This is a genomic window from Terasakiella brassicae, from assembly GCF_014641495.1.
GTDB classification, from domain to species: Bacteria; Pseudomonadota; Alphaproteobacteria; order Rhodospirillales; family Terasakiellaceae; genus Terasakiella; species Terasakiella brassicae.
The window spans coordinates 128,500-146,377 of the sequence record NZ_BMHV01000003.1; the positions used below are offsets into that span (position 1 = coordinate 128,500).

General features: G+C 47.9%; 8 protein-coding genes. 4 read left to right on the top strand and 4 right to left on the bottom strand.

The genetic code is table 11. From position 1 onward, the window contains the following. Nucleotides 1-14: 14 nt before the first annotated feature. Nucleotides 15-1,628: a cyclic peptide export ABC transporter gene (locus IEW74_RS02920; protein WP_188661344.1), complete on the bottom strand. Its 1,614-nt coding sequence runs from the start codon at nt 1,626-1,628 to the stop codon at nt 15-17. Then, a complete protein-coding gene (locus tag IEW74_RS02925) occupies nt 1,625-3,250 on the bottom strand; it encodes a cyclic peptide export ABC transporter (protein WP_188661347.1) in 1,626 nt (541 codons plus the stop codon). The genes IEW74_RS02920 and IEW74_RS02925 overlap by 4 nt, the downstream gene beginning before the upstream one ends. Nucleotides 3,251-3,398: 148 nt before the next feature. Here IEW74_RS02925 and IEW74_RS02930 point away from each other — a divergent pair, with 148 nt between their 5' ends. Both IEW74_RS02930 and IEW74_RS02935 read left to right on the top strand, forming a co-directional pair. After that, nucleotides 3,399-4,184 carry a thioesterase II family protein gene (locus tag IEW74_RS02930; protein ID WP_188661352.1) on the top strand — a complete coding sequence of 262 codons (786 nt, stop codon included), beginning with the start codon at nt 3,399-3,401 and terminating at the stop codon, nt 4,182-4,184. Beyond that, a complete protein-coding gene (locus IEW74_RS02935) occupies nt 4,181-4,930 on the top strand; it encodes a 4'-phosphopantetheinyl transferase family protein (protein ID WP_188661355.1) in 750 nt (249 codons plus the stop codon). Before IEW74_RS02930 ends, IEW74_RS02935 begins: the two co-directional genes overlap by 4 nt. On the opposite strand, the gene ectB is transcribed toward IEW74_RS02935, so the two are convergent. Then, complete coding sequence (gene ectB, locus IEW74_RS02940) at nt 4,841-6,154, bottom strand: diaminobutyrate--2-oxoglutarate transaminase (RefSeq protein ID WP_229734215.1); 1,314 nt, start codon at nt 6,152-6,154, stop codon at nt 4,841-4,843. The genes IEW74_RS02935 and ectB overlap by 90 nt on opposite strands. A 173-nt stretch (nt 6,155-6,327) precedes the next feature. Here ectB and IEW74_RS02945 point away from each other — a divergent pair, with 173 nt between their 5' ends. Next, a complete protein-coding gene (locus IEW74_RS02945) occupies nt 6,328-8,136 on the top strand; it encodes a secretin GspD/PilQ domain-containing protein (RefSeq protein WP_188661358.1) in 1,809 nt (602 codons plus the stop codon). 273 nt (nt 8,137-8,409) lie between these two features. Next, nucleotides 8,410-12,090: a bifunctional proline dehydrogenase/L-glutamate gamma-semialdehyde dehydrogenase PutA gene (putA, locus tag IEW74_RS02950; RefSeq protein ID WP_188661360.1), complete on the top strand. Its 3,681-nt coding sequence runs from the start codon at nt 8,410-8,412 to the stop codon at nt 12,088-12,090. Nucleotides 12,091-12,154: 64 nt separating this feature from the next. Here the strand turns inward: putA and IEW74_RS02955 are convergent, their stop codons facing one another. After that, entirely contained in the window at nt 12,155-17,851 is a 5,697-nt protein-coding gene (locus IEW74_RS02955; protein WP_188661363.1) for a type I polyketide synthase, read from the bottom strand. Nucleotides 17,852-17,878 lie beyond the last annotated feature (27 nt).

Below are 17,878 nucleotides of genomic sequence, written 5' to 3' on the forward strand. Positions count from 1 at the left end.
GTTAAGTCACGAAGTCATTGCACAATTTTGCCGAAATCCATTTTTACCACACGATCAGCACAATCGAAATATCGGTCATCGTGGCTGATGATAATCAAAGTTTTACCTTGGGCCTTTAATTGCGGCAGCAACGTTTTATAGAAATAGTCTTTAAAATGCGGGTCTTGGTCGGCGGCCCATTCATCAAAAATGAAAATGGGTTTGTCTTCCAGTAACGTGACGATCAGGCCGAGGCGTTTTCGTTGGCCCTGCGATAATTTAACGGCACTGAAACGTCCATCAATACAGCTTGTTTTTTCGCTGAGTTCCATTTGATCAATCAAGGCGTTGACCTGTTCATCGTCTATTGCGTCAATCCCGTAAAGGCGATCAAATAAATGATAATCGGCAAAAACACCGCTGAATAATTGTCGATAAGATGAAATCCTGTTCGTGCCAATCAATCGACCATCGACAAGAATTTTCCCGGCGCTGCGTTTGTACAACCCGGTTAAGACTTTTAACAGTGTGGTTTTCCCACTGCCGTTTCCGCCCACGATAAATAAGGTTTCTCCGCGATACAGGCTCAGGTCAATTTCACCGATTTGAAATGGTTTTTCTTCATATGGGGTTTGTGGAAATCGGAAAAGCAGGTTCTGGAATTCGATTTTTTCAAATGTTGAATAATCGATCTGCACTTGATTGGCGTTTTTTTCACGCATCATACCTTCCAGTTCCGTTTCCATGCGGTACAGGTTTGAAATGGCCATATTGGCGCGTGAGAGTTCAGGAAAGGCAGACAGGCACATCAACAACGGGGCCACCATAAAAAGGGTGGCGATTGTGACGCTCATCGCTGTTTCTTTTTGGAGGTCGGCATAACCGGGCAAGATGAAAACGATAACACCGATCAGAAGATAGAAATAGGTCTGCGTATAAACCATGTGACCGGAAAACAGCTTTCCAGCCTGTAAATTCAACAGTTTTAGTTGCCGTACGACACTGCTGTAGGTACGAAAGACAGCTTTGTTTTTACGCGCGTGTAGTTTTATTTCTTTGAAGCCGTTCAATATATGACCAAGGGTGCGAAAGAAGGCTGCATCTTCACGCATCAAACGATGGAGCAACGCATCAGTATCTTTGCGGATTGTCATATAAGTGACAGCCCCTAGGGCAAAGGCGACAAGCATGATCAAAAGGGCAGGAAGTGAATTTAACCCCACATAGATCATGCAGAAAAATACAATGACACTGGATTGAAAGGCGTTGACCAAGGCATTAACGGATTGGGAAAGGGTGGAAACCTCTTGTGTCAACAAGCTGTAAATATTGGCGCGTTCAACTTGTTCAAAGGCGACAAGGTCGGCGCGGCGTAATTTGGTGATGACGCGTTTGCGTATGGAATTAATCATTTCTTCCATCGTGGTCATCGACGTCAGTAAGGTGTATTTTTTAGTGTAATAATAAAGCGCCATTGTGGTCAGGATCAGCAAAATGGCATGTAAATCGGGACCGTCTTTACCGGCAGAAGAGATATTGCTGAACGCGCTGAGTAAAATGGCGTTGATCAATCCCCCTAACGTTGCCATGACAAGCAAGGGAACGGGCGATTTTCGCATCTCTTTGGTTAAAAAGGCGAACAGGTTCATGGCTGGCTATCCTCTACAATGCGGCCCTGTTCCAGCTTGACAATATGGTCGCAGCAGGAAAAGTATCGATCGTCATGGGTGACCACCACAATGGTTTTGCCCTGTGCGCGCAATTCAGGCAGAAATTCTTCATAAAAATATTGTCGAAAGACGGGATCAAAACCGGCGGCGGGCTCGTCTAACAGATAGAGGGGGCGATCTTCCAAAAGGGCTGCAATAATCGCCAGACGTTTGCGTTGGCCAAAGGATAATCGGGTTGTGCTGAAACTGTTTTGGGTAAAGGTTGTTTTATCCTGTAGGGCGAGTTTTATGAGCAGCTCATTGACCTTTGTTGTTTTGATGTCTTGCAAACCGTAAAGTTTATCAAAAAGATGATAATCGGCGAAAACAGCGCTGAAGGTTTCGCGAAAGGCCGTTCGTTCCGCCAAAGTGATTTCGATATCATCAAGAATGAGTTTGCCCGCACTTTGTGGATAAAGGCTGCAAATCACCTTCATCAATGTGGTTTTCCCGCTGCCATTGCCCCCGCAAATAAAAATAATTTGTCCGCAGTTTAGTCGCAAATCTAAGGGACCGATGGAAAAGACAGGCGTGCCATCTTCCTCGCGGTGGCTATATTCCACTTGTTCCAGTCGAAGCTGGTCTGTTGCGCTCAAGGTGAGGTGGGCTGGGGTGGGGCGTGGGGCGGTATCTTCAATTTCTGCCAAGCGGGTTTCCAGCATGCGGATATGGTTGGTGGCGGCGACGACTTTAAAATAGTCCGGGATCGCCGCAACCACATTTTCCAATGATGTCCAGAAAAAGAGAATGGCAACAATTAATTGTGGAACCGTTTCTTGCGGGGTGAGCTTGAAATAAGGAAAGACAATGACCAAAAGCGCAATCAAGCCATACATATAGGCTTGAGAGAACATGACCGTATCGGTCAATTTGGAACTGGTTGCGACTTTCAGGGCGGTTGTATCGTCCGAGAGACGGTCAAAGTCGCTGAAAATATGCTGGCTTTTGCGACGACACAGGACCAGTTCCTTAAACCCATCCAGAATATGATTCAGGAGTGCGAAAAACTGATTTTCTTTTTGAGCCGCTTCATAAAGGTCGGGTTGAAGCTCGCTATCCTTAAATTGATAAACGCCAACGCCAAAGACAATAAAAACTAAAATCGCCAGAAGGGAGGGAAGGGAGAGCCAACCGATATAACCAATGCAGGCGATAATAATAACGACGGATTGTGAGGCATTGATCAAGGAAAGACTGGCATTTGAAATCATTGTGGTTTGCTGTGTCAGCGCCACATAAAAGTTTTCTTTACCCATTGCCTCGAATGCAATGAGACTGGATTTGCGAATTTTATCGGCAATGCGGATGCGAACACCGCGCAGGATGTTTTGGACAATAGATTGTGTGCGATCAACCGATATTTTTTTGCTGTAAGAAGATACCAGCAAGGCAATGGAAAAAAGCAGAAAACCGCGCACGTTCATCTCGCCGGATTGTACCTCGCCTGCCGCTTTATTTAAAATGGCGAGCATGGCCGAACTGGAAAGCCCGGAAATAATACCCAGAATGGCAATACGTTTAAAAGAGGCACGGGTTTCTTGACGCAGGAGATTGAATATCATCGCTTATGAATCGATTGGTTTTAGTGTGATGTTGATTGTCTTACTCGTATAGGTGTATTGACACCTTCGCGAAAACCACTCTAAAATGCAACTAATAAAAATTTAATAGACTAAAATTCACCAATAAATAGTAATAAGAGCTTTATTCATGTCCATGACATCGACGAACGGCCTGCGACCTTTTGTGCGCAAACATGACAATAAATCCAGTACGAACAAATGGATTATGGAATTTCAAGCCCATCATGCCACAGCGCAAAAGGTGATTTGTTTACCCCATGCCGGGTGTGGGGCTGCGGCATTTAAAACGTTGACGGGGGATTTTTTCCACAATCGGGATATGGTCGTGGTGCAGTATCCGGGGCGTGAAACCCGCATGAAAGACTCTTTCGTGTCTGATATGCACGATTTGGTCGATGATATCGTACAGGCTTTGATCCCGCATATGACTGATCCTTATATCCTGTTTGGTCATAGCATGGGGTCCAAGGTTGCTTATGAAGTGGTGCAACGTCTTCAGGTCCAAAAAGAACGTATGCCTGATAAAATGGTGGTCTCCTGTAGTCCGGCCCCGCACCGTCCGTCCGGCTTGAATAATGCCTTTCAGGAAAGTGATGATTTGTTTTTGCGCTATCTTAAACGTCTTGGTGGTGTGCCGGATGAATTGTTGGCAATCCCGGACTTATTGAATATGGTGCTGCCTATTTTACGGGCGGATTTTGAATTACTGTACCGTTATCAGGCCCCGGCCAATGCCGAAAAGATTAAGTGTGCGCTTTCTGCCATTGGTAGCGCACAAGATGTTTCGGTAAAGGTGCAGGATGTGGCCCACTGGCAGGACCTTTGTGCAGAAAAGTTTGACTTGATCCCGGTCGAAGGCGGGCATTTCTATTTTTCGAATTTGAACGTCGGGATGGATGATCTTATCCCATGATGACACCGGGTGACGTGCATGTTTGGACTTTCCCCTTAATGCAAGGTTCAAGACAGATTCGTGAGCTTACCTTGTGCTTGGATCCATCGGAACGAAGCCGTGGTGAGCGATTCTATTTTGATCATTTGAAACGGCGCTTTATCGTGCGGCATGCTTTCTTGCGCCATATTCTTGCAAGATATCTGTCTTTATCGGCGCCGGATTTGCAATTTGATCAAAATGCGTATGGTAAGCCCCGGTTATCTGCACGATGCAATCATGCTGATTTGCGGTTTAACCTGTCTTCCAGCGGGGAATGGGGCGTACTTGCCTGTATGTATGGCCATGACCTTGGCGTCGATATCGAAGAACAGCGTTTGATGGTGGAACGGGACCAGCTTGTTGGTGATTTTTTTTCTGAACAAGAAATTATACAATGGGAAAAACTGTCTGATTACGACAAAGATAATGCATTTTTTATCGGTTGGACGCGTAAGGAGGCTTATATCAAAGCCCTTGGGCTTGGTCTTTCCCTTGATCTCAAAAGTTTCAGTGTTTCGTTTGATGAAAATGAGGATCACCTGTTATCCGGCGATAATGATAAGTGGCGGTTGGTTCCTTTTTTAACCGCCCCTAATTATCGGGCATGTGTCGCCTGTCCACAACAAGCAAAAACGTTATCCTTTTTCCATATCCCTGAGTTGGGCAGTAATGACTTGTTCAAGAATGTCCAATCCCCGAACAAGGTCGTCGTCTTCGATCGTTAAAGGCGGCATAATTTTTATAATCTGGTTTTTGGGGCCACAAGTTTCCAAAATGACACCTTGGGCGAACATGTCATTCTGGATGCGCCGGGCCAACAGGGGATCATGGACATCGACCCCTTTCATCAGGCCCAGTCCTTTGACCAAAAGGCCGTGTTGGGCGTGAGTGCGAGCGATATGATCCAGCTTATCTTTCAATATCTGGATATTGTTTTCCAGATGATTGACAAATGCTGCATCATTCCAGAAATCAAGGGCGTGACGTGCGCAAATAAAAGCAAGGTTATTGCCGCGAAATGTTCCGCTGTGCTCCCCCGGGTTTTGTGTATCGAGATCGGATTTAATCAGCACTATGGCCATCGGCAGGCCAAATCCGCCGATGGATTTAGAAAGGCAGACCAGATCAGGTTCAAGACTGGCCCGTTCGAAGCTGAAGAATGAACCTGTACGACCACAACCTGTTTGAACTTCGTCCACGATCAGCAGGATATTTTCCCGTTTGGCAAAATTGGATAAATCGCGCAACCATCGGCGGGATGCGACATTCAGGCCGCCTTCGCCTTGTACGGTTTCCAAAACAATGGCGGCCGGTTTGTCGATACCGCCTGCCGGGTCACTGATGATTTTGTCCAGATAGGTAACGGTGTCGACCCCTTCACCGAAATAATCGTAATAAGGCATGCGGACCGTATCAGACAGGCCTGTACCGCCCGATTTACGATCCTCCCCATTGGCGGTTAGGGCGAGGGAACCAAGGGTCATGCCGTGAAAGCCGTTGGTAAAGGCCACAACATTGGATCGTCCGGTGGCTTTGCGTGCGACTTTTAAGGCCGCCTCAATGGCATTGGTCCCAGTCGGTCCGGTGAATTGAATTTTATATTTCAATCCCCGTGGGCGGAGAATTTGCCGATTGAACGTTTCCAAAAAATCAGCTTTGGCCGATGTGTGCATATCCAGCGAGGTGGTTACGCCATCACTTTGTAAATAATCAATTAAAACAGATTTTAAAACCGGGTGGTTATGACCATAATTGAGTGCCCCGGCGCAGGATAGAAAATCAAGATAGGATTTGCCTGTATCGTCCCAAAGCGTTGCGTTACGGGCTTTGGTGAATTTTACCGGAAACTTGCGACAATAGGTGCGCACCGAAGATTCCAATTCCTCAAACACATTCAGGAAAGACAGGTCGCAAGGGTCCGTTATTGTCTTGTTGGTCATATATGTCATGTCATCCACCACAGGCTGATTGTTACCATGTGTAGGGATTTACTCATACATATTTAAAGTTGTCAAATATATAAAATACACCTTAAAATAATATACTTTAATGCACTTATCAGTGTATAAAACAATATATTCGTCTAAAAGATGTTGTTTGTTTTATGGTATCGGATCGGTAAATGAGAATTAAATCATTGAAATTTATGGCCTTTGTTTCCAGTTGCGCGCTCTTGTCCGCCTGTGGTTCGCTTGATCAGTTCTCTCATCAGGGGGAGGAGGAAGCGTCTTCCCTACAGTTATCCGGGGACCGGCTGAGAGATCCTTTTGTGCGCGCAGGGGTGCAAGCTCTGGAACAAAAGGATTATGTTCAGGCCTTAAAATCGTTTAACCGGGCCTTGAAGTTTGAACCCAGTAATTCCCGTCTGCATTTCTTGGCGGCCTTAAGTTATCATTTGCAGGCAGCGCAAGGTGACAGCAGTCAGCTTGCGCTGGCAAAGGTGGGCTATGATCTGGCTTTGCGACATGATCCTGCAAATTTCTGGGCGGCCTCTCAACTGGGATATATTGCTTTTTCAGAAGGGGATTATGAAAGGGCGCAAAATGCTTTTGCCTATGCTTTGATTTATGCACCGGATCAAGCCGATTTCTGGCATGGATTGGCTGTTTCATCTTATGGGGCGCGTGATATAGAAACGGCCTTGCATGCGGTTCACTATCTTGAAACAAACACAAGTCCCGACCTGAACCAGCTTGACGATCTGGCTATCATCGAAGCTGCGGCGGGTCGCTTTGGGGCGGCTGATAAATATTATGCGACTTATATGGCGCAAGCTGCCAATAGATCAAGTTTTCGAACAAGTTTGCTGACAAATCGTTTGGCGGCGTGGAAGAACCTCCACCAAACAGGGTTTGAGTTTGCGCAATACGAAATTATCCCGAATACCGAAGAAGAAATCTCCACCACGACCACACAGAATAAAACAGCCCCTCAGGCGACTGGCGTGTCAACGCAGGCGGGAAAAGATATGACCTTGGTTGATGTGGTGATTATCCGTTCCGAAGAAAGCCATAGCACATCCAAAGGCGTGAATTTGTTGAATGGGTTGTCGTCAACCTTATCAGGGACGTTATGGAGTATGAGCGATACCCGCACCGTCAATAAATATGGGGCCAACAGCGGTGCAACGACTTATACTATTAGTCCATCCTTTTCTTTATCGGCGACTTATTCGTTAAATATCTTCAATGATAATTATGATCGTAACGAAGTCTTGGCCCGTCCCACTTTGGTTGCCCTTGATAACACCACGTCCGAATTTTTTACGGGATCGGTTTTTCATGTGGAATTGCCCGGTGCCGCAGGCAGTGTCGGTGCGGTTGAAAAAGTGCCGGTTGGTGTTCGTTTGGAAGTCACGCCTAAATTCTTAAGCACGCAAGAAGTCCAACTGAAAGTCGCTGCGGGTCGTGCCTTTATCGAAGGGCAATCCGCCAATGCAGGCTTTAATAATTTCACGCAAGTGACGCAAAATTCGGTTTCTGCAAATGTGGTGATGAAGTTTGGCGATACTCTGGTTTTAAGTGGGTTAAGCGAGAAAGAAACCCAGAATTTGCGAGACGGTGTTCCGTTGTTGCAAGATATTCCGCTGGTGCAATATCTGTTCTCAAATGAAAATACGCTGGACTATACCAAGTCTGTCATTGTGTTAATTACACCGCGCAAACCCCATTTTACTCAACAGGGGGCGAACGCGCATGCCGGGCAAAAGAACGACCCGGAACTGGCACTGGAACAGAATTTTCTGGAGAGTTTAAAAGAAAACACGGATTGGATCCGACCAGAAGATAATCTGGCGGCGGTGTTTCATCATCTTAAATCCAGTAAGCTGTTTAACGCGTTTCGGCGCGGTGATGTCACGTTGGAAGACTGGTATAGCCCGCAACGTCTGGATCGTATGATGAAAGAAACCCTTGGTTTTCTGTATTTCTAAGGAATATCATTATTGTTTTTTACAGGAGGGGACACAACATAAAGAATCGCAAACATGAGAGGGCGTTTCGACTTTGCTCAGCCTTGAATCTGTTGTGTTTTTATTTGCAAAGTCATTTTATCTATAAAAGATATAAAAATAAGAAAGAATGACTTTTTAATCTAAAAAATATAGTAAAAATATAATAATTTTGAAAAATATTAGTCAGATTTACTTTTCGTGTTTTGCTAGATTTCAAGTGTGAAATAAATAGTTGAAAACAAGGAATTTGATATGACCGCAAATAAAAGCACGCAACTGCGCAGCACGATCCAGTCGGCCTATCTTGGCGACGAAACAGACGTTGTTCAACGTTTGATCAAGGAACTGGCATTGGATGAACAGACGCGTGCGCGTATTTGTGGCGAGGCCGTTAAAATTGTTGAACAACTGCGCACGAGCGCAACGCCGGGCATGATGGAAGTCTTTCTGGCGGAATACGGTTTGACCACACAAGAAGGCGTGGCCTTGATGTGTATGGCCGAGGCTTTGTTGCGTGTGCCTGATGACATCACCATTGACGCCCTTATTCAGGACAAGATTGCTCCGGCGGATTGGAGCAGCCATCTGGGTCATTCCAGTTCGCCGCTTGTGAACAGTTCCACCTGGGCCTTGTTGTTGACCGGGAAGATCATTCAGGATCAAGAATCTGATAAATGGGATGTTACAGGCACCATTCGTGGTTTGATCAAACGTGCAGGCGAGCCCGTTATCCGCAAGGCCGTTGCCCAATCGATGAAAATCTTGGGTCACCAATTCGTTTTGGGCCGCAACATTGATGATGCGATGGAACGTGCCGAAGGTATGGAAAAGAAAGGTTATACCTATTCTTATGACATGCTGGGCGAAGCGGCGCGCACCGCAGAAGATGCCAAACGTTATTTCATGGCCTATTCCAAGGCGATTTCAAATATATCGGACAAATGCAACGCTGATGACATCCGCGATAACCCGGGCATTTCAGTAAAATTGTCGGCCCTGCATCCGCGTTATGAATTTGCCAAACATGATCGGGTGATGAACGAACTGGTTCCGCGCCTGTCCAGTCTGGTCCATCAGGCGAAAAACGCCAATATGGGCTTCAACATCGATGCGGAAGAAGCTGATCGTCTGGATATTTCCCTTGATGTCATTGAAGCGGTCTTGTCCAACCCGGATTTAAAAGGTTGGGATGGTTTTGGTGTGGTTGTGCAGGCCTATGGTCCACGCGCCGGATATACGATTGACTGGCTTTACGACCTTGCCAGCCGACTGGATCGTAAAATTATGGTTCGTCTGGTGAAAGGGGCTTATTGGGATGCGGAAGTCAAGCTGTCTCAGGTCAATGGTCTGGATGCTTATCCCGTCTTCACCCGTAAATCTTCCACCGATATCAGCTATATGGCGAATGCCAAAAAACTGTTGGGGATGACAGACCGGATTTATCCGCAATTTGCCACACACAACGCCCATAGCGTTGCGACTATTCTGGAACTGGCAGGCACCGAAGATAATTATGAATTCCAACGCCTGCATGGTATGGGCGAGGCCCTGCACCGCGTGGTCAAGGAAGCTCATAAGGGGCGTTGTCGTATTTATGCACCGGTCGGTATCCACGAAGATTTGCTGGCCTATCTTGTGCGTCGCCTTCTGGAAAACGGGGCAAACAGTTCGTTTGTGAATCAGGTGCTGGATGAAAAAGTTCCGGCGGCTGAAGTTGTAAAAGATCCGGTGGCCTATGTTCTGGCACAAGATACAATTCCAAACCCGAAAATCCCCAACCCGTTAAAAATTTACGCAGAAGGTCGCACCAATTCCAAAGGGATCAATATTGCAAACCCGCCTGTTTTGGCGGAATTGGAAGAAAAACGCAGTATTTATCGCACGACCAAATGGCAAGCTGGCCCGATTGTGGGTGGTGTTCTGTTGGAAGGAACGAAAATTCCGGTCTTCAACCCATCCAACCGCGAAGATATGGTCGGTGAAGTGATTGAAGCAAACGCCGAACAGGTCGAAATAGCTATTGCAAAAGCGCAGGCAGCCCAAATCGCATGGGCGAATACCCCGGCAAAAGAACGTGCGGCTTGTTTGAACCGGATTGCCGATTTATACGAAGACAATACCGCAGAACTGATGGCAATGGTGTCGCGCGAAGCCGGGAAATCCATTCTGGATGGGATTGCGGAAATTCGTGAGGCCGTTGATTTTTGTCGTTTCTACGCATTGCGGGCGATGGAGTTGGATGCAAATACCGACTTGAAAGCCCGTGGTCTGTTTACCTGTATTTCCCCGTGGAACTTCCCGCTGGCGATTTTCACAGGTCAGATTGTGGCCGCCTTGGCAACCGGGAATGCGGTTTTGGCAAAACCTGCTGAACAAACACCGCTGGTCGCCAGCAAGGCCGTTGAACTGATGCATAAAGCGGGCATTCCGGTTGATGTACTGGCCTTGTTACCGGGCCAGGGCCACAGTGTCGGTGCGAAACTGACATCGGATAGCCGTATCAGCGGGGTCTGTTTTACAGGTTCTACACAAACCGCCCAGTTGATCCATAAAGCAATGGCGCAAAATATGGATCCGCAAGCTCCGTTAATCGCCGAAACAGGCGGTATGAACGCGATGATCGTCGATTCAACCGCGCTGCCGGAACAAGCCATTCGCGATATTCTGGCCTCTTCCTTCCAAAGTGCGGGGCAGCGTTGTTCAGCCCTTCGCATGTTGTATGTGCAGGAAGATGTGGCAGATAAAGTGATCCATATGCTGAAAGGCGCAATGGATGAACTGGAAATCAACGATCCGTGGTCCATACAAACAGATGTTGGCCCGGTCATTGATGAGGAAGCGCGCAAAACCATCGAAGACCACTGTCAGAAGATGGAAGCCGAAGGCCGCCTGATCAAAAAGCTGGATATCACAGCTGTGAAAGACAAGGGCACATATGTTGCCCCGGCGGTTTATCGTGTGAACGGTATTGAAGATCTGGAACAGGAAATCTTTGGCCCCATTCTGCATGTGGCGACCTTTAAGGCAGCGGATTTGCTGAAAGTGGTCGATAACGTCAATGCGATGAAATATGGCCTGACCTTTGGGATCCATACCCGTGTGAACCGTCGTGTACAAAAGGTCTGTGAACGTGCCCGCGTTGGTAACTTGTATGTCAACCGCAACCAGATCGGTGCGGTCGTCGGTGTGCAGCCTTTTGGTGGGGAAGGATTATCCGGGACGGGACCAAAAGCGGGTGGGCCCCTTTATCTGCGTCGTTTTGTTGCTCCCCAACCCCTTGTCAATAATACCCCGGTTAGATTGACTGAGGGCAGCAAGGCAACAGCTGATGTCGCAGCCATTAACGCGGTCTTGCCGGAATTGGCGGACAAGCAGGTTACATGGGATAGCCGCGATGACCGTTTGCTACAATTAAACAAACTGGCAGATGTGGATGGGAACATCTTGTGCGAAGTTGCCCAACAGGTGCGCAAGAACCTGATCGGGTATCATTTCGATACCGAAGAATTGATGGGGCCGACCGGGGAAAGCAACAAACTGGCCAATCACGGGCGTGGTGCGATGATCTGTTGCGGTCAGGATGCAGCTTACTATGCCCTTATGGCATTGGCTTGTGGCAATACGGTCTTGTTGGTGGATGCGCCAGTCGATCAGGCCAATGCACTGGTGAAAGCTTTTGGGGATGTCGTCAAAATCATCAATGGTTCCTTAAACGGACTTGATTTATCCGGGCTTGGCTGGTTTGCCGGTGTTGCCTTTAATCCTTCTGAATATGACGTGCGGGCCATTCGCAAACAACTGGCGGCACGCGAGGGGGCAATCTTGTCCGTTTTATGTGACAAACAGGACTGGCCGGGCTTTGTAACCGAACGGACCTTGTGTGTCGACACAACAGCATCCGGCGGGAATGCGGCCCTGCTGGCTTCCGCTTAAGTATTAAATTTTTCTCCCCGACTGTAGGCCCTGTTTTCCATTTGGCGAACAGGGCCTTTTTTTGTTAGCTGGCGAGTGTCTGTTCCAGCAAGTTGGCGAGCTCTTCCAGACTTTGCTCATTTTCATCACTCATCGTTTCATCACTGAAACGATCGGCCAATAAATCATCTAGTAAATAATCGGCCAGTTTTTCAATGGTGGGATAGAGAAAAATCAACGTTGCGGGCAAACTACAATCATATGTTTTTTGCAATCGGTTGCGAAATTCAACGGACAACATGGAATCCATCCCCAGATCGGCAAACCCTTGATGAAGGCCGGGCCATTTTGATTTTGCCAGTCCAAGGATGGTGGCGACTTGTTTGGTCAGTTGGTCTTGCAAAACGGTTTTACGGCTGTCTGGGGTTGCATCGACCAATATTGTCAGCAAGGAAGACCGTGCTTTATCTTCAGGATTGTTTGTTGCGGATTTGGTTGGAAGGACAGGTTCAAAGAGCAAGGCGGTACGGGATGGGATTTTATCCGCCCAACGGGCCCAATCCACATCGGCCAATGTGATTTCACAGATATCTTTATCCAGCAAAGCGCCCATTGCATTTAAGGCGGCCTCTGGATCAATGGGGGAAATCCCGGTTTGTTTGAGCTGATCTTCCACAGCTTCATTTTGTGCAAGATAACCTACATCGGCAATGGCCCCCCAGTTGATGCACAGGCTGTTTAACCCTTGGGCGTGACGGTTGGAAGATAATCGGCGCAGATAATTGTTGCCTGCCACATAGTTGGCTTGACCGGGATTACCGATCACGGCGGAGATGGACGAAAACAGGACAAACAGGTCAAGGTCGATATCTTGCGTACAATCGTGCAGATTTTTTGCCCCAATCGCCTTTGTCTTGAAGACTTTTTCAAAATCAACAGGTGTCAGTTGATTAAGATATCCATCGGCATAGATATTGGCGGCATGGATGATACCTGCCAAGGGAATGTCAGCCTCGCCTTTGTAAGGGGTGATTATATCGCGCAACGCGGCGGCATCGGTTACATCACAGGCTTTGATTTCGACTGTTACGCCCTGATCGTGCAAGTCCTGAATATCTGTTTCTGAAGCTTTTGGGATCGTTTGACTACGCCCCAGCAAGATCAAATGCCCGGCCCCGTTTGCGGCCATCCATTTGGCGACACTCAAACCAAAACCGCGCACACCACCGGTGATTAAATAGGCGGCGTCTTTTTTGAAACGCGTCAATTTAGTATCGGATTGTGTTGTAAAATGAGATGGATTTACAGGGATATAGGTTAAAGAACGTTCTCTTATTTTATCGAAGTAAGAGGCGGGCATCCCCATCAAATCAATAAAGCGGCCCGCAGGTTTGATCAGATTGATTTGACGTTGGTAATCATGTGCGGGCGTTGTGTAAACCATCAGATCTACGCCGTTGCTGCCTGTGATTTCCATAATGTGACGTTCAAGGTCGGGGGATGTTGCGCAGAGGGCAAGATCAGCCTGTTCAAACGTCTTTGGGTCGTAGGTTATGACGATCACTTGTGCACCGGATTTCTGGACGTGCTGACATAATAAGGGCGTGAGGGCACTTTGATCATGCAAAATAACCCAATCGCCTTTTTGAAACGGGGGAACCTGTGTCAGGATATGCTGGACGGTCTCTTTGACGTTGATGTCATGGTGGATCGTTTGGTGTGATTTATCCGGTAAGGTCCTCGGGTCAAGGTGATGGAGCCTTTTGGCGAAAACAGCCGTGCCGTTCAGGGCGATTTCGGGACCAAGGGTGTCTTCTTCCAGAATGTCCAGTAACGTTGGAATATCGTTTTGATCCTGAAGGTCAACTTGTTGGCAGTTGATATTGGGATATTCATTGGCGATGACACGTCCCATTCCCCATAGCCCGGCACTTTCTAAGTTACCGCCACGATAACCTTGGGTGACAAGGCAAATGTGACGGGGGATTTTTTGTTGGCTTCCCAGTGATTGCAGGATACGGAGCAATTCAAGCTCCGCTTTATCTTGACCACAGAAGATTACCCCCCATTTTTCAGACGTAAAGTCAGGCAGATGATCCCCATCAAATAAAACGGCTTGTGCGCCTTTTTCAACGAAACCCGTTTGAATAGCCTGTGCAAAATTATGATTGCCACAGATCAACCAGTTTTGTGTCTGAAATTGGTCTGATCGCTTGGCGGGGAGAGACGTTTCGTCCCATTGGAAATTATAAAAATCACCTTCAAAATGTTGCAAAGGGTCTTCTTGGAAGGTGCTTAAAGCCTGACAAGTGAAACCGGATAGATGAGCGAGAATAAGGCCCTGTTCATCGCATAAGGTGATATTGCCTTTAACAAAGCTGTTATCAAACAGGACCAGTTCCGTACAAGCAAACAGACGATGGGGTATTTTACCCGTCAGGATTAGGCGATCGAGATGAACGGGTAAATAAAGACCATCCAGCCCGTTTTCATCCAATAAGGACAGAAACGTTTGGAAAGCGCTATCCAGTAAACTGGGATGCAAGTGATAATCTGCATTGTCCAATTCATCAGGAAGGACCAGTTCCGCCAAGGCACGGGTGGGGTTGAGGTGCAGGTTATCAATCGCCTGAAAAGCCGGGCCGTAGGTCAATCCCCGGTGCTGAAAGGATTGGTAAAGGTCGTCACGCCCGATTGTTTTTGTGGCTTGGGTACGCCAGTTTTGCAAGTCGATGGGGGCAATGTCGGGGTGGAAGGTGTCTGTCAACAGGTACCCACTGGCATGGTTCTGCCAGTGATCTGCGATTTGGGAATGAATATCAAACTGACCTGTTTTTGGGGCGTAGCTGAATTGTATAGGTGTTGCTTCATCCTTGTTTAGGTATAAGGCTTTTTTAAACGATATATCACTAATCTGGATCGGAAAATCTGTTGTAGGGGACGCTGCCAATGCCATTTCAAGATAGGCGGCACCGGGGTAGACGATATCTGCGCCCACCTTGTGATCTTGTAAGTAAGTATGGGTTTTCAAATCGATATCCATATCCCATAAGGGGGATGCACTGGGCAGGCGGCTGCCCAACAGAGGATGGACGGTTGGGGCATTGAAATGTTTGGTGCGCATCCCGCCTTTGCGGTAATTTTCCGACTGGTCACTTTCCAGCCAATAACGTTCGCTTTGCCAAGGATAAAGCGGCAGATCAAGTGGGCGGGGCTTATCAGGATAAAGCGTGATCCAATCCTCGAACATGCCCTGTTCAAACAGACGGGCGAGAACGTTCATCACGCTTTCGACCTCGTCTTGTTTGCGTCGCAGGCAACTGACGACAAAACAATCAGGCAGGGTCTCACTGATAGATGTCGCCAAAACCGGATGTGGGGCAAGTTCCACAAATGCATTACATCCAAAATCATTTAGGGACTGAATGGCATCGGCAAACAGGACGGGTCTGCGAATGTTGTCAAACCAGTATTCTGCGTTGATGGTGTGTCCGTCCCTTAAGGCCCCGCTAACGGTGGAAAAAAGCGGTGTATGTGTGGTTTGTGGGGTTAGAGACTGCAAAGCACTGACAAGTTCGTCTTTTAATGGGTCCATTTTGGGGCTGTGGTAGGGGACCTTGCCATTGATCATTTTGCAAAAAATATTGTTGTTCTTTAGCTCGCTCACAATGTCGTTCAAGGTTTTTTCGTCCCCTGCCAAGGCTGTTGCAAAGGGGCTGTTGACGGCCCCAAGCGAGACTTCACTTTCTCGCCCTTTCAGGTAAAATGCCGTGTCTTCCTGCGATAATGCGGTGGCAAGAATGCGCCCCTGTCCTTCGGTTTGATGTTGCAGGCGACTGCGGTGATAAATCACAAGGCAGGCATCTTCAAGGCTGAGGGCACCGCTGACATGGGCGGCGGCAACTTCACCTGCGCTGTGTCCGACAATGGCATCGGGGGTAACGCCTTTGGACTTCAACAGCTCTGCCAAGGCGACTTGCAAGGCGAAAATACCGGGCTGGGCAATCTGGGTTTCTTCAATCCGGCTGTTGTCTTCGGCTCGGTTCAGTTCTTCCCATAGGGACCAGTCGGCATGATGGGATAAAAGCTGATCAATCTCTTTAATCTTATGGGCAAAGAGCGGTTCTTCTTCCATAAGTTGACGTCCCATTGCCCACCATTGCGGTCCCATACCGGAAAAGACAAAAGCGATTTTTCCGGTATTTGTTGCAACGGATGCCGGTTCCCCATCTTGTTCCAGATATAAATCCAGTTTTTCCTTCAAATCAAAGCGGTCTTTGGCGACAAAGCCTGCGCGGAAATCATGGTGTTGACGCAGCCGGGCCAAGTTGGTCGCGATGTCACAAAGATCAACGTCTTTTTGATCCAGAAAATCCTTCAGGGAATGAACGGTTGCTTTCAGTGCCTCATTACTTTGGGCGGACAAAGCGATAAGGTGCGCGGGGTGCGTGTCATGTTCTGTCGTGCGGGGTTGTGTTTGATAATGGTCGGCACCTTCCAGGGCGACATGCACATTGGTCCCGCCGAAACCAAAGGAATTTACCCCGATGTAACGGGCCTGCTCACTTGCTTTAAAAGGTGTGTTTTCTGTGACGACACGCAGGTTCCAGTCCTCAAACGGGATGTTTTCATTTGGGGTGTTGAAATGAATGTTGGGTGGAATTTGTTCATAATGCAGGCTGAGGGCGGCTTTCATCAATCCGGCCATGCCCGATGCAGCCTCCAGATGGCCGATGTTGGATTTGACTGATCCGATTTTACAGGGGGTATCTGTGGGGCGATCTTTGGCGAAAACATCGCTGATTGCGCCTGTTTCGATGGGATCTCCCGTCGGGGTGCCTGTGCCGTGGGCTTCCACATAAGTGACCTGTAGCGGGTCGATTTGCGCACGTTGATAGACCGCGCGCATCAACTCGGACTGGGATTGTCGACTGGGGACGGTGACGCTTTTTGTATGTCCATCCTGATTGGACCCGGTGGCGTGAATAACGGCGTAGATACGGTTGTTATCGGCGAGAGCTTGGGAAAGCGGTTTTAACAAAACAGCACCAACCCCTTCGCTACGGACATAGCCGTTTGCGCTGGCATCAAAAACCTTGCAGCGTCCGTCCGGGGATAGAAAACCGCCTTTTGAAGTCGAAATCGTCCATTCCGGCTTAAAGATCATATTCACCCCACCGACAACGGCGCGGGTAATCTCGCCGTTTTTAAGGGCGGTGCAGGCAAGATGCAGGGCAACCATAGAGGATGAACAAGCCGTATCGACGCTTAAACTCGGCCCCTTGAAATCATAATAGTGTGAAATTCGATTGGATAGTAACGTTGCGCTGGCACCAATAGAGGTATGCGCCCCCAATAAGTCGCGTTGCATGGTGTCGTGGGATAAAAGATTATAATCTACGGCAAAACATCCGACATAAACCCCGGTTGAGCTGCCTTTTAAGTGCGCGGGGATTTCACCGGCATCTTCAAACATTTCCCATGTGACTTGCAAAAGTTGACGTTGCTGGGGGTCCATTGCGTTGGCTTCGCGCGGGGAAATACCGAAAAAGGCAGCATCGAATTTATCGAAATCGTCTATGAAACCGGCACACCGTGTACGAATGGTGCCGGGTTTGCTCATATCGTCGTTATAAAAATGATCAAGGTTCCAGCGATCTTCGGGAACTTCGGTAATGGCATCATATTTGTTGCAAATCAGGTCCCAGAACTGGCGCGGGCTGTTGGCACCGTGGGGGAAACGGCAGCCAAGGCCGATGATGGCAATCGGATCGTTTTTCATAGGATTTTTCTCTTTCTTAATCTTATC

Bases quoted from the DNA above. Each gene is read 5' to 3' on its own strand.
- IEW74_RS02920 (WP_188661344.1), bottom strand. From the start codon at position 1,628: ATGAACCTGTTCGCCTTTTTAACCAAAGAGATGCGAAAATCGCCCGTT.
- IEW74_RS02925 (WP_188661347.1), bottom strand. From the start codon at position 3,250: ATGATATTCAATCTCCTGCGTCAAGAAACCCGTGCCTCTTTTAAACGT.
- IEW74_RS02930 (WP_188661352.1), top strand. From the start codon at position 3,399: ATGTCCATGACATCGACGAACGGCCTGCGACCTTTTGTGCGCAAACAT.
- IEW74_RS02935 (WP_188661355.1), top strand. From the start codon at position 4,181: ATGATGACACCGGGTGACGTGCATGTTTGGACTTTCCCCTTAATGCAA.
- ectB (WP_229734215.1), bottom strand. From the start codon at position 6,154: ATGACATATATGACCAACAAGACAATAACGGACCCTTGCGACCTGTCT.
- IEW74_RS02945 (WP_188661358.1), top strand. From the start codon at position 6,328: ATGAGAATTAAATCATTGAAATTTATGGCCTTTGTTTCCAGTTGCGCG.
- putA (WP_188661360.1), top strand. From the start codon at position 8,410: ATGACCGCAAATAAAAGCACGCAACTGCGCAGCACGATCCAGTCGGCC.
- IEW74_RS02955 (WP_188661363.1), bottom strand. From the start codon at position 17,851: ATGAAAAACGATCCGATTGCCATCATCGGCCTTGGCTGCCGTTTCCCC.